We start from the raw sequence: 12,593 nt of genomic DNA, 5'->3' as shown, positions 1-12,593 counted from the left end.
GGCGGCGGCCCGCGACTGACCGGGGACAGCCTGCACCGGGCAAGGGACGGCGCGCGCCCTCGACCCCTCTCCGGGCGAGGGCGGCGCGCTCCCTCGACCCTTTACGGGCGGGGGCGGCGCGCTCCCTGGCCGGCGGCCACCCTGGCCTGGTGCCGCCGCCGCTCCCGCATCAGCCGGATCTTGCGCACGGTGGCGATGAGCCCGGCGGCGAACGTGCCGCCGTACAGCCAGCCGGCCTGGACGGCGAGCGCGGTGACGACGGCCATGGCCTGCCCGCCGAAGCCGCCGGTGCCGCCGGCGATCGGGATCACGCCGACGGCGAAGGCGATGGGCACGCTGATCGGGGCGGTGACCAGGTCGGCGGGGCGCACCCAGAGCGCGGTCAGGGCGCTCACGGGCAGGAACAGCACCCCGTAGACGATCTCCGAACCGTCCAGGATCACCTGGTCCAGGCAGCCCAGCAGGAACATCGCGGCCGCGGCGAACAGGCCCGCGCCGATGCCGGTCAGCCGGGGGTTGGGGAATCTGCGCAGCGCGAGGACGAAGGGCGCGACCTGGCCGGACCGGGGCCGCGGGCGCGACACCGCCGGGGTGACCGTCACGGCCACCGGATAGCCGGCCGCGCCCTCACCGAGACCGCCCGCGGCCATGGCCGGGGCCTGCTCGGGCGGCGAGGGCTGCCTGCGCGGGGTACGTGTCCTGTGCTGCTCCACCGTGACAACCTAGGTCGCCCGGCATGCGCTTCCGGGTGTGGGACACGCCCTTTGGCCGACCTTGGCACTGCGTTCGACACCGGTCGGCCGAAATGGGACCGTTCGGGAGGCTTGGAACAGGTATCTCGCATATCCGTTCGAGCGCCTCGCGTGCCTCCTCCCGTGCCCGTGACCGGGCGCGCCGCCCCGCCCGTAAACTGGAGAATCGCCTCCCCTCCCAGGCCCGCCTCCGCAGGGCCCCCTCCGAACTTCAGGAAGTCGCCAAAGTGTCGCTCACGATCGGAATCGTCGGTCTGCCGAATGTCGGCAAGTCGACCCTGTTCAACGCCCTGACCAAGAACGACGTGCTGGCGGCCAACTACCCGTTCGCCACGATCGAGCCGAACGTCGGCGTGGTCGGCGTCCCGGACCCGCGCCTGGACAAGCTCGCCGAGATCTTCGGCTCGCAGCGGATCCTCCCGGCCACGGTGGACTTCGTCGACATCGCGGGCATCGTGCGCGGCGCGAGCGAGGGTGAGGGCCTGGGCAACAAGTTCCTCGCGAACATCCGCGAGTCCGACGCGATCTGCCAGGTCATCCGCGCCTTCAAGGACGAGAACGTCGTCCACGTCGACGGCAAGGTCTCGCCCAAGGACGACATCGAGACCATCAACACCGAGCTGATCCTCGCCGACCTCCAGTCCGTCGAGAAGGCCGTCCCGCGCCTGACGAAGGAGGCCCGCCTCCAGAAGGACAAGGTCGCGGTGCTCGCGGCGGTCGAGGAGGCGCAGAAGATCCTTGAGGCGGGCGACACCCTCTTCTCCCGGGGCATCACCGCCGGCACCGAGACGGGCCGCCTCCTGCACGAGCTGCACCTGCTCACCACGAAGCCGTTCCTGTACGTCTTCAACGTCGACGAGGACGAGCTGGTCGACGAGGACTTCAAGAACGAGCAGCGCGCCCTGGTCGCCCCGGCCGAGGCCATCTTCCTCAACGCCAAGATCGAGTCCGAGCTGATCGAGCTGGACGACGACGAGGCGCTCGAACTCCTCCAGTCCATGGGCCAGGAGGAACCGGGCCTCGCCACCCTCGGCCGCGTCGGCTTCGCCACCCTGGGCCTGCAGACCTACCTCACGGCAGGCCCGAAGGAAGCCCGCGCCTGGACGATCAAGAAGGGCGCCACGGCCCCGGAGGCGGCCGGTGTGATCCACACCGACTTCCAGAAGGGCTTCATCAAGGCGGAGATCATCTCCTTCGAGGACCTGGTCGAGACGGGCTCGGTCGCCGAGGCCCGCGCCAAGGGCAAGGCCCGCATGGAGGGCAAGGAGTACGTCATGCAGGACGGGGATGTGGTGGAATTCCGCTTCAACGTGTAGCGGCTGACATAACACCACGTCGCTGATCTGGCAAACGTGCAGGTCGGATGGGGTCCGACTCTTCGGAGTCGGGCCCTTTGTTTTTTCCCGTGCTGGGATGGTGCTGGGATAGCTGATCCCTCGTCACCTGTCGTCATCCCTGGTCATCCGTACCGTGCTGGGATCGTGTTGGGATGGGGTGGGGGTGCCCGTGCTGGGATTTGTGTGAGCGGGGCGCTGACCGAGCTGTGAAGGTAGTGCGGACATGGCGCTTTTCCTACTCGTTTGACACAATCGGGGCATGGCTGAGGCGACGTACAGCATCGGGGAAGGGCCAGCGACGCGGGTGAGCTTGTCGCTGCCGGAGGGGACCGCGGAGGCGATCCGGGCTCGGGTGGGCAAGCGGGAGTTCTCCGCGTTCATTACCGAGGCGGTCGAGCGTGAGCTGCGCGGGCAGGTCCTGGACGAGTACCTGGCGGACTACGAGAGCCGCAAGGGGCCGGTCTCCGAGCCGGCTCGTCAGCGGGCGCGGCAGGTCTTCGACGAGGTGTTCGCCGAGGAGGCCGAATGGCCCGCCGCAGGCTGAGTCACGAGGGGACGCTGGTCCTCGACAGCGAGGGACTCTCGAAGCTGCTCGCCGACGAAGAACAGGTGGTGGCTCTGATCGCTGAGGCGCGCTCGCGGGGCATGGAGGTCGTGATCAGTGCACTCACCATCATCGAAGCCGTCCACGCCCGTACGAACAAGTCCCGCCTGAACTGGGTGCTTTCCGGGCTGCGGGTCGTTCCCGTCGGCCACGAGGAGGCAAGGGCTGCCTCGAAGCTGCTGATGAATGCCGGATTGCACGGACACAAGTACGCGATCGATGCGGCCATCGCCGAGGCCGCGCTGCGACAGCACCGCCCCGTGGTCATGCTGACTTCCGATATTGACGACATGGCCAAGCTGTGCGGCGATCGAGTCCGGCTCGTGGCGGTGTGATTTCCCTTGGCCCGGCTCAGTAGGAGCGGGGTCCGTAGGGGCTCCAGTGACCGAGGAAGGGCTTGAGGTCGTCGCCGCTGGGTTTCGGCGGCGTGGGCAGTTTCGGCGCTGAGGCCGATTCGGTGACGTTTTGGAGGTGCGCGTCCGCGAACGCGAGCCACGCCTCGACCTCAGTCCGCTCCTGCCCGGGCGGAAGTGATGTGGCATGGACGCCTACTGCTGCGACGTATTCAGTCAGGCGGCTGGCCTGGTACCAGGTGTCTGCCTGTTCTCCGAGGTGTTTGACGCGGTAGGCGTGGGCGTAGGCGGCGTGGGCTTCCTGCATGGCGGCTTCCCAGCGCTTTTGGTGTACCTCTCTGGCTTGCTGGGCTGCAAGGCGTTTGCGTTCTGCGGCCTCGCCGCGGAGCCCGACCTCCTGCACGATCTCGGCGAGTTGTTCTTCCAGAGGCCGGTCGGGCAGATCTGCCCATTCGCTTGCACGGTGCGGGCTGCCGCCGCGGAGTATGAAACGTAGGCGGCTGGAGGGGGTGTAGTCGAAGCGGGGGATACGCATCCATGAGTGGGTCTGTCAAACGAGCGGCTCTGTCCCGTAGTCGGTGGTGACGCCGGGTACGGGACAGAGCCGAACGTTTTACAGTCCCATATCAGTGGTCAGGAGGCCCGAAGAGCGCAGCCGACACCGCTGACGGCTTGGGCAGATGCTCGCGTCACGTCCTTTCAGACGTAGTTCCACTCTTCGCTGGGCAGCGAGTGCCACAGGTCGAGCCAGTCGTGGAGCAGGAAGAGCGGTCGGGTCAGGACGACGTCGCCGGCCCGCTGGGATCTGATCGCCAGGCCGAGGTCGTGGAATATCGGATCGGCGGCGGGGCTGTACGTCAGGCTCCCGGGCCGCGTTGTGCGGTGGACGAGCCAGTCCTCCACGTGGGACGGTGCGCAGCCGGTCAGCGGGGCTGCGTCCAGTCTCACCTGGGGGCCGGTGAGGGCGTTCACGGCGACACACCCGAGGCGGCCTTCCTCAAACAGGGCTCTGACCCCACTCTCCGCGAAATCGGCGTAGTTGAGCTGTTGGTCTTCGCCGTGACCGGAGTGGGACAAGACGGTCGGTTCTTCCCCGAGGGCGCCTGTGATCTCCTTCAGGGTCATCCCGAAACGCAGGGGACCGACTCCTATGTACGGCGTGAACGTCCACTCGGCGCGCTCCTCTTCCCTGGCGATCCGCCAGGCGCCGAGGTACCCCACCTCGCTCCCCGGATTGGCAATGGGCGGCTCGGGTGCCGACTCGTGAGGAGCCGCCTGTGGTGGCGCGGTCCGGTCCTCACTCCGGCGGCTGAGTTGTTCCGGAGCTGCAGTGTCCTCGGGTTGCTCTTCCAACCAGCGGATCGCCTGCTCCTGGCCCTCCCCGAACGGGTCGTCCGCCAGAGCGTGTGCCCTGTTCAGGGCCGCGTGATGGTCCCTCTCTGCGGCGACGAGATCGGTGACGTCCTCGCCCCAGGCTGCCAGGCGCTCCCGGGCGATCCACCGGTAGTACGAGTCTGCGCTCACAGCGAGGACCGTACGGACGGCGGGTGCGTATTGGGGGACAGCTGGGGCGAGGGCGGGGTCGGCCAGGAGCAGGGCGGTAGCCGCGAGCGCGGCCTCCCTCACCAGTGGATCATCGGCATCACAGAATTTCGCGATGCGGACGTGAAGCACCGGCCGGGCCGCACGGGCAGCGGTCAGTTCCTGCACGGCCCCGGCACCGTTCTCGACGTCCAGGCGAGTGATGTCGGCGAACGAAGCCAGCCAGTTCAGCAGTTCGGCGCGGAGCGGTCGTCGGCCGGCCCTGCGCTCCCATCGGTCCTCGGCGAGGGTGCGCGGGTCGTCGAGAAGACGAGTGAGGACCAGGGCCGCCGGGGCGGTGGCCGGAAACACCCGCGCCTCGTTGAGAAGTAGTTGGTACAGATCCTCAACCGCTCGCACTCGGTGGGCCGGGTCGTCGGCGAGCACGGCGCCGAGGATGTCCGGTGTATCGGGCACACCGTGCCGGCCCGTGCAGAAGTGTGGCAGCTCTTCCCAGGCTGTTCCGGCGAGCTCCGCTCGTGCTGTGGGTGGCAGGGAGCTGACGGGCGTATTGGGAAGGTCTGGCGTTGTTTCGTTGATCACAGCCGCAGTGTTCCAGCTGACTCCGACGTTGGCGTTGCCGATACCTGCCACGAACCGTAGGAGGTGGAAGAGGAAGCCGGAGCCGTCCGGGTCCTGGTTGCCCGCGGGGAAGGCGATGGCCGAGCCGGTGCGCCAGGCGGTGTCACCGGTTTCCCACCACAGGCAGGCGGTGATGCGAGGAGCGTCGGCAGCCTCGCCGCGGAACGCGGGCTCGTCCAGCAGAGGGCGCAGCGTGGCGGGCACGTCGTCGATGACACCGGGCCAGACCTGCTCGTCGTCCGTCCCGTACGGACTCATCTCCGACTCGTGGGCGAACCCGCGTATGAGCACGCCTGCCGGGGTGAAGAGGACGGAGAAGTCGTCCCCCGAGCCGTTGTCCATGAGAGCCGCCTCCTCGTCGGGACCCCAGGCGGTGTCGAAGGTGTACCGGCAGAACCGCGGATCGTCGCAGATCGCCGCGTCGAGGACGGCCAGCGCGCGTAGGTGGGCGCGGAGTTGGCCGGGGCCGGGGAGGCGGGCGGCGGTCTCGTGCACGGTGCTCATGACGCCATGGAAGCAGCCGCCACTGACATTGATGCTGATACTCAGGTCCCGGTGATCGTGGCTCTGCCACTGACTGACGTCCTGCTGGGCTGACAGCGTGGCGCGGTCGGCCGGACAGGAGGGAATCTCCCCCGGAGCAGCGGCGTTGGATCGGGACGGCCGGAACCGTGGCTCTCGGCGGGGCGGGAGATGGCCGAACTACCGCACCTTTCACCGTCTCGGGAACCTGTATGAGGGCCACCCCTTAGGCTGCCGGAAGCTGAGACTCCGCGAGAAGGCCGAGGTGGGAGCGTGATCGGGACTGTTTTCGACACCCGCGAGGTGCCGGCCGCCGACAGGTTCGACTACTGGCGCGAACTCCTCGGCCGGACCCGCGCGAGCGAGATGAGCAGTCCGTACGCCCGTGACTTCCGCGCGGAGATGCGGCTGATGGAGCTGGGCCCGGTGACGGTGTGGCCGACATCGGTCCTGCCCGCGCGTTACCGGCAGAGCCCTCGGCGGGCACGCCGGACCGACGACGGGCTGTACCACCTGACGCTGCTGCTGGAGGGGGAGCTGACCCTCGAACACTCCGGCGGCACCGACACCTTCGGGCCTCTGGACCTGCATCTGGTGGACGATTCCCTGCCGTACGACCTCCGGCCGTCCGACGGCGGAGTGGGCAGCCCCATCCGAGGGGTGGGCGTCGACTTCCCCAAGGCGCTGCTCCCGCTGGCCCCGCGCCGGCTGAGGCAGGTACTGGGCCGTGGGCTCCCCGGGCACGAGGGCATGGGCGCGCTGCTCGCCGGATTCCTCACCGGCCTGGAGCAGCAGGCGGGGGCCCTGCGGCCGACCGACGCCCCCCGGCTGGGAGGGGTCGTCCTCGATCTGGTGTCGGCCCTGCTCGCCCAGGCGGTGGACGCCGAATCCGCGCTGCCGCCCGAGAACCGCAGCCAGGTCCTGCTGCGGCAGATCTACGCGTTCATCCGGGAGAACCTGCACGACCCGGAGCTGTCCCCCCAGACCGTCGCCGCGGCACACCACATCTCCCTCAGCCAGCTGCACCGCGTCTTCGAGGAGCACGCGCAAGGGGAGACGGTCGCCGCGAGCATACGGAGCCGGCGCCTGGAACGCGCCCGGCGCGATCTGGAGGACCCCGCGCTCCGGGGCGAACCGGTCCACGGGATCGCCGCGCGCTGGGGCTTCCCCCGCGCCTCCGGTTTCAGCCGCGCCTTCCGGGCCGCCTACGGGCTCTCACCCAGGGAGCACCGGCTGCGCGCCCAGCAGCAGAAGGGGCAGGGCGAGGCGGAAGAGGCGGGCTGAACGGGGCCCCGAGGCGGCCAAGGGCCCTGTCATGGACGCGCTGGCAAGAAACCGTGGACGGAAGGGCAACATCATCGTGCTCCGGCCCGGCACTCTTGGTCCGTGCAGCCGGTCCCGGCGGGGGAGGGACCGGCTGCACGGGCCCAAGAGCGCCGGGCCGGGCCCTTTCGGACACCGGGCTCCGTGGGCGCGTTCGCAGCCGCCGGGCGGACAGGGGGCGACTGCCGCCGAGCCGGGGCGGGGCCCGAGGGCCTCAGTGCACGCAGAGGCAGAAGGGGTGGCCGGCCGGGTCCGCGTAGATCCGCCAGTTGGTACCCGGGCGGACCTGGTCGGTCCGCTCCAGCACCGTCGCGCCGAGGGCGAGCGCCCGCTTCTCCTCCCCGTCGAGGTCGTCCACGTCGAAGTCCAGGTGGAACTGCTGCGGGCGCTCCTGGCCGGGCCACTCGGGCGGCCGGTAGCCGTCCACCCGCTGGAAGGCCAGCGGCGTCCCCTCGAATCCCTGTACCTCGACCCAGCCGGAGTCCTCCGAGTCCGCGACCACCCGCCCACCGAGCAGTTCAGCGTAGAACCGCGCGAGCCGGGCCGGGTCGGCACAGTCCAGTGCGACCGCCTGCAGCTTTCGAATCACTTCCGGTACTCCTGAATCTCCGGTCGCTTCCGCGACGCCGCTGTACGGGAGGGGTCGTACCCATCACCGCGGCGGGCATGCGCGTGCCGGCCGCCGGGTCCTCGGCCGTCGCCGCCGAGGACGAAGACCGGGCCCGGTGGTCCTGCTGGTCGAGGCCATCAGGGCGGCCGCCTCCGGCGAGGCGCTGGCGAGCCCCGCCGTCACGGTCCGCCCGCTGCGACGCCTCGACAACGCCGTGCCGGTGTCCAGGAAACCTCAGACCGCAATCCCCGCGCGGGAGATCGCCGCCTGCGCCTGGGAGTCCGGCCTCGTCGACGGACGGCGGTGGGCGGCTCGGGACTCAGGGGGACGCGGCGCGCAGGGAGGCCCATACGGTCTTGCCCGGCGCACCCTCCCGTGGAACGACACCCCACTCCTCGGCGAGCGCGGCGACCAGCAGCAGTCCTCGCCCCGTCTCCGCGTCGCCGGGCGGGTCGGCGGGAGGCGCCGGCAGACGCTCGCCCCGGGTGTCACCGACCTCGACCCGCAACCGCCCACCCGCTGCCCGGCTCAGCCGGAGCAGTACGTCCCGGCCGGGCACCAGCCCGTGCGTGACCGCGTTCGCGGCCAGTTCACCGACGACCAGGCTCACCGTGTCGTTCACCTCGGAGCCGTAGCGGTGCCCCCACTCGTGGACGCGGTGGGAGGCCAGCCGCCGGGCGAGGCGGGCACCGCGCGGGGTGGAGGAGAAGCGGAGTTCGAAGGTGTCTGCGGGGTGTGGCGCGGTGCGGCCGGGGAACGTCATGGGACGAAGATCCCGCCTCGTGCACCGCTTCCACCAGCACCGACGACCGTACGGACACGGCTTGTCGGGGCCTGCCCCGCTCCTGACGTAGCAGTACGGGCGCGCCGTCCGGAAGCAGAGGCCCGGCTCCCCGGGCGACGGGCGCCGTCGTCACCCGCCCGACGGACATTCCGGCGAAACCCACTCCCCGTTGCTACGCAGAGTCATAGCCTTCTCTCCCTGCGTACGCATCAGGAGGCGAGGAAGCATGGACGTTGCGGTGGCCGGTGCCGTCGAGGGCTCCGCAGATCCGGGGAGCGGGTTCCTGCGCTGTTTCGGCCGCCAGGTGAAGCTGCTGCGCGAGGCCGCGGGGCTCACCCAGGCGGAGCTCGGCGCGAGCGTCGGGTACGGCGAGGCCCACATCGCCTCGGTGGAACAGGGGCGCCGCATCCCCAAACCGGAGATGGTGGACGCGGTGGACCGGGTCCTGGGCGGGCGCGGGGTGCTGGTGGCCATGAAGGGGGAGGTGGAGCGGGCGCGGTACCCGTCGTTCTTCCGGCAGTACGCGCGGCTGGAGGCGGAGGCAACGCAACTGCACGCCTACGACAGTCACGTGGTCAAAGGGCTGCTGCAGACCGAGGAGTACGCGCGAGCGGTCTTCGAGATGTGGCGTCCACTGCTGGACGCGGACACGGTGGAACAGCGGGTCGCCGCACGCATGGAGCGGCAGAGACTCTTCGCGCGGCGTCCGGCCCCGCTGCTGAGCTTCGTCGTGGAGGAAGCCGTTCTGAGGCGCCCGCTCGGCGGAGAGGCCGTCCTGCACGGACAGTTGGAGCAGCTCCTGCTCTACGGGCACGAGCGCAACATCGAGATCCAGGTGATGCCCACCCGCATCGTCGAACACGCCGGACTGGCCGGGGCGTTCACGTTGCTCCACATCGGGGATCGTCGCAGGATGGCCTATGCGGAGGTGCAGGACGAAAGCGCACTGCACTCGGAACCGAAGAAGGTCGGCGCCTACGAATCGACCTACGGTGTGCTCCGGGCCCAGGCCCTCACCCCGAGGGAGTCACTGGCCTTCATCGAGAGACTGTTGGGAGAGCGATGAACACAGTGGTACCCGTTCCGCCTGCAGATGACCTGACGTGGTGCAAGAGCAGTTACAGCGCGGGCAACGGCGGAGACTGCGTCGAGGTGGCGACCACGTACGCCTCCGTGTACGTACGCGACTCCAAGCGCGCCGAAGGGCCGGTCCTGGACGTCGGGCCCGCCCAGTGGGCGGCGTTCGTGCGGATGGCCGCGCGCGGCTGACGTACGACGGCAGGCCGCATGCGGGCGGGGCCGTTCCGTCCGCATGCGGCTCCCCACGGCCACGAGCGGGCGCCGCGGTGTCGTCAGGCGGCCCGGGTGTCTTCGGCCGGCGCGGCGGCGGGCTCAGGGGTGGACGCGGGTGTCCCGCCGGGCAGCAGGAGCGGGGTGGCGAGCAGGAGGACGCCGGAGACGGTGATCGCGGTGAGCGGGCCGGTGACCGTGGCGAGAACCCCCCAGAGCGCCACCAGGGCGGCTTGGAGGAGTCTGCTGACGGCGCTCCAGGTGCTGAGGACCTGGGCGGTGCGGTCCGCGGGAGTCCGTTGCAGGCGTTCCGTCGCGTAGATCGGGTTGAAGACGCCCATGCAGGTGATCAGCAGGCCCTCGACGACGATCACGGTGAGGAGCCCGGGGACGCCGGGCCGGACCAGGGCGAGACCGAGGGGGAAGAGCGAGCGCAGCCACCCGGAGACGGCCATGACCCGACGCCGGCCGTAGCGGGCCACGAGGCGCCCGGAGAGGCGGGCGCCCGCGAGGCCGCCGAGCGCGGGGACGCCGAAGGCGAGACCGTACTGCCAGGGCGGGAAGTGGTACCGGCCCAGCAGCAGGACGGACAGGAGCGGGACGGTGGCCATGATGAGGCCGCTGACCAGGATCGAGTTGAGGAACAGGCCTCTCAGCACACGGTCGTGGAGGATGAGCCGCCAGCCGCCGAGAAGACCGGCCCGGTGCGGCCCCGTGGCCCGGTCGGGGGGTGTCGCGATGTCACCGCCCCGGATGCCGAGTACCGCGAGCGCGGACAGCAGATAGCTGAAGGCGTCGGCCAGGACCGTGACGACCGGGCCCAGCAGCCCCACGAGCGCGCCACCGAGGGGCGGCCCCGCAGCGGTCGCCACCCAACTCGTGCCCTCCAACCTGCCGTTCGCCACCAGGAGGCGGTCGCCACGGACGAGGTGCTTCAGATACGCGCCGGACGCGGCGGCGAAGGCGATGCCCGCGGTCCCGGAGACCACCGAGACGGCCAGCAGTTGGCCGTACGAGAGCACCCCGAGCGCGTACGCGACCGGGACACTCGCCATGGCGGCGAAGCGGACCAGGTCCATCGCGATCATCACCGGGCGCTTGGCCCGGTGCTCGACCCACGGCCCGAGCGGGAAGGCGGCGACCGCCGCGACGGCGAGTCCCGCCGCCTCCAGGAGTGACACGGCGAACGCCGAGGAGTGCAGCACGCGGACCGCGATCAGCGGGAACGTGCCGAAGGCGATCCACGTGCCGTACGTACTGACGGCGTAGGCCGACCACAGCCGGCCGAAACCGGGCTCCCACCGCACGCGCCATCCACTCCTCGCGACAACCGATGTTCGGGTCCCCCCATCACAGCGGCCGTACCGATGCCTGATCAAACAACCGGGTTCCGGGCGAGCCACAACCATCGGTTGGCCCTGGGTACGGTGGACCGATGGATACCGAGGCGGTGCGATCGTTCGTCCGCGCGGCCGAGCTCGGGCAGCTGCGGCACGCGGCCGACGAGCTCGGCGTGACGCAGCAAGCCGTGTCGAAGCGGATCGCGGCCCTCGAGCGCGGACTCGGCGTCCGGTTGTTCACCCGCACCGCCCGGGGGGTCGAGCTGACACTCGACGGCCAGGCCTTCCTCCCGCACGCCCGGACCGTCGTGGCGGGCGCCGATCGTGCCGTCACCGCGATCAGGCCGGGCTCGCGCGCCCTCCGCATCGACGTCCTCGGCCTGCGCACCGCACAGGCCGTCGTCCTGCACGACTACTGGCGTGCGCACCCCGGGACCGACCTCGACGTGGTGACCCTCAGAGTCAACGATCCACGTGTGGCGGTCACCGCCGTCCAGGCAGGCGACATCGACGCCACCTTCCGCTCGGTCACCGACCCGGCCGCGCTGCCGCCCGACCTGCGGATGATCCACGCGTTCGGCTCCCCGCTGGAACTCCTCGTCGGCCCGAGGCACCCGCTCGCCTCCGCACGGCCGGTGACCCCGGCCCAGCTGCGTGGTCACCGGATCTGGGTGCCGGGTATCGCGCCGGGAAGCGAATGGGCGGAGTTCTACGACGAGCTGGTCACCGCCTTCGACCTCCGGCTCGACGCGGCGGGCCCGAACTTCGGCAACGAGGTACTCCTCGACATCCTCGCGGACTCCTCGGACGTGGCCACCCTCGTCGGCGCACGCGACCGGTACGTCTGGCCGCCCCACTACGACCTGCGCCGCATCCCGATCGTGGATCCGGCGCTGGTCTACCCGCTCTCGCTCATCTTCCGCCGCGCGGACCCGCACCCGGGACTCCGCGCGGTCGTCGACCACCTCGGAAGCCTGCCGCCGCTCCCCGGGACGGCGGCCTGGTCCCCCTCCTGGGCCACGGCGACGGCCGTCCCTGAGGAGGTGGAAGGATGCGGGGACGTACGAGAGGGGCCGGGGAGCGATGGGGCGCAGTGAGCGGGAGGCCGTTGCCCGGGGCGGGCGTCTGTTCGGGACGGCCCAGGCGCTGGTCGCCGACCACGCACGGGCCGTCGAAGCGGTGCGGGCGGCCCTGCGGCCGATCCACGACGGGCTGGCGGAGGCGGAGCTGGACGCCATCCCGGTGGCCCGGCTGAAGGACGTCACCGAGGGCAGACTGAGGCTCGGGGAGGTCGAGAAGAGCGGCTTCCGCACCGTACGGCAGGTCCTCGACGCCGGGCCGTACCGGCTGCGGCAGATCCCCGGGGTCGGGCAGCAGACCGCCGACCACACCGTCGCGGCGGCCCGCCGGATAGAAGAGGCCGTCCGGGAGACCATCGCCGTACGCATCGACGCTGACCGGCCCGATCCGCAGACCTCCGCCCTGGTGGCCGCCCTGCACCTGTCTCTTATACAC

The 12,593-nt window shown here is 70.7% G+C and carries 13 protein-coding genes and 1 pseudogene; 8 read left to right on the top strand and 6 right to left on the bottom strand.

The window, feature by feature from the left end; all coding sequences use genetic code 11:
• Nucleotides 1-101: 101 nt before the first annotated feature.
• Entirely contained in the window at nucleotides 102-713 is a 612-nt protein-coding gene (locus IH13_RS0111060; RefSeq protein ID WP_031083362.1) for a DUF6542 domain-containing protein, read from the bottom strand.
• A 266-nt stretch (nucleotides 714-979) separates the two neighbouring features.
• Here IH13_RS0111060 and ychF point away from each other — a divergent pair, with 266 nt between their 5' ends.
• The 3 genes from ychF to IH13_RS0111045 all read left to right on the top strand — a co-directional run bounded on the left by ychF (nucleotide 980) and on the right by IH13_RS0111045 (nucleotide 3,028).
• Nucleotides 980-2,068 (top strand): redox-regulated ATPase YchF, encoded by a 1,089-nt coding sequence (gene ychF, locus IH13_RS0111055; RefSeq protein ID WP_031083361.1) that lies wholly within the window; start codon nucleotides 980-982, stop codon nucleotides 2,066-2,068.
• Between the two features lie 280 nt (nucleotides 2,069-2,348).
• Nucleotides 2,349-2,633 (top strand): hypothetical protein, encoded by a 285-nt coding sequence (locus IH13_RS0111050; RefSeq protein ID WP_031083358.1) that lies wholly within the window; start codon nucleotides 2,349-2,351, stop codon nucleotides 2,631-2,633.
• Nucleotides 2,615-3,028 carry a PIN domain-containing protein gene (locus IH13_RS0111045; RefSeq protein ID WP_031083357.1) on the top strand — a complete coding sequence of 138 codons (414 nt, stop codon included), beginning with the start codon at nucleotides 2,615-2,617 and terminating at the stop codon, nucleotides 3,026-3,028. The genes IH13_RS0111050 and IH13_RS0111045 overlap by 19 nt, the downstream gene beginning before the upstream one ends.
• 16 nt (nucleotides 3,029-3,044) lie before the next feature.
• Here the strand turns inward: IH13_RS0111045 and IH13_RS44525 are convergent, their stop codons facing one another.
• Nucleotides 3,045-3,581, bottom strand: coding sequence for a hypothetical protein (locus tag IH13_RS44525; RefSeq protein WP_234433268.1), 537 nt, complete (start codon nucleotides 3,579-3,581; stop codon nucleotides 3,045-3,047).
• Nucleotides 3,582-3,745: 164 nt separating this feature from the next.
• Nucleotides 3,746-5,713: a serine/threonine-protein kinase gene (locus IH13_RS0111035; protein WP_234433267.1), complete on the bottom strand. Its 1,968-nt coding sequence runs from the start codon at nucleotides 5,711-5,713 to the stop codon at nucleotides 3,746-3,748.
• 291 nt (nucleotides 5,714-6,004) lie between these two features.
• Between IH13_RS0111035 and IH13_RS0111025 the strand changes: the two genes are divergently transcribed.
• On the top strand, nucleotides 6,005-7,015 hold the full coding sequence (locus IH13_RS0111025) for a helix-turn-helix domain-containing protein (protein ID WP_031083348.1): 1,011 nt from the start codon (nucleotides 6,005-6,007) through the stop codon (nucleotides 7,013-7,015).
• 253 nt (nucleotides 7,016-7,268) lie between these two features.
• On the opposite strand, the gene IH13_RS0111020 is transcribed toward IH13_RS0111025, so the two are convergent.
• Both IH13_RS0111020 and IH13_RS0111015 read right to left on the bottom strand, forming a co-directional pair.
• On the bottom strand, nucleotides 7,269-7,643 hold the full coding sequence (locus tag IH13_RS0111020; protein ID WP_031083346.1) for a VOC family protein: 375 nt from the start codon (nucleotides 7,641-7,643) through the stop codon (nucleotides 7,269-7,271).
• A gap of 340 nt (nucleotides 7,644-7,983) precedes the next feature.
• Entirely contained in the window at nucleotides 7,984-8,427 is a 444-nt protein-coding gene (locus IH13_RS0111015) for an ATP-binding protein (protein WP_031083344.1), read from the bottom strand.
• A 247-nt stretch (nucleotides 8,428-8,674) separates the two neighbouring features.
• Between IH13_RS0111015 and IH13_RS0111010 the strand changes: the two genes are divergently transcribed.
• Together IH13_RS0111010 and IH13_RS0111005 are read left to right on the top strand one after the other, a co-directional pair.
• Nucleotides 8,675-9,514: a helix-turn-helix domain-containing protein gene (locus IH13_RS0111010; RefSeq protein ID WP_031083342.1), complete on the top strand. Its 840-nt coding sequence runs from the start codon at nucleotides 8,675-8,677 to the stop codon at nucleotides 9,512-9,514.
• The gene (locus IH13_RS0111005; RefSeq protein ID WP_031083340.1) at nucleotides 9,511-9,717 is read left to right on the top strand and encodes a DUF397 domain-containing protein; all 207 of its coding nucleotides are present in this window, start codon (nucleotides 9,511-9,513) and stop codon (nucleotides 9,715-9,717) included. Before IH13_RS0111010 ends, IH13_RS0111005 begins: the two co-directional genes overlap by 4 nt.
• Before the next feature lie 83 nt (nucleotides 9,718-9,800).
• Here IH13_RS0111005 and IH13_RS0111000 read toward each other — a convergent pair whose 3' ends face one another.
• Nucleotides 9,801-11,045: an MFS transporter gene (locus tag IH13_RS0111000; protein WP_031083338.1), complete on the bottom strand. Its 1,245-nt coding sequence runs from the start codon at nucleotides 11,043-11,045 to the stop codon at nucleotides 9,801-9,803.
• A 128-nt stretch (nucleotides 11,046-11,173) separates the two neighbouring features.
• Here IH13_RS0111000 and IH13_RS0110995 point away from each other — a divergent pair, with 128 nt between their 5' ends.
• On the top strand, nucleotides 11,174-12,175 hold the full coding sequence (locus tag IH13_RS0110995) for a LysR family transcriptional regulator (protein WP_051835815.1): 1,002 nt from the start codon (nucleotides 11,174-11,176) through the stop codon (nucleotides 12,173-12,175).
• Nucleotides 12,162-12,593 (top strand): annotated as a pseudogene (locus IH13_RS0110990) (ATP-dependent helicase); the annotation flags it as partial. The gene IH13_RS0110995 and the pseudogene IH13_RS0110990, both read left to right, overlap by 14 nt.

It is taken from the genome of Streptomyces sp. NRRL WC-3549 (assembly GCF_000721935.1).
Taxonomy (GTDB): Bacteria; Actinomycetota; Actinomycetes; order Streptomycetales; family Streptomycetaceae; genus Streptomyces.
The sequence above is the reverse complement of the archived record's forward strand: the minus strand, read 5'-3'. Positions and strand labels throughout refer to the sequence as shown.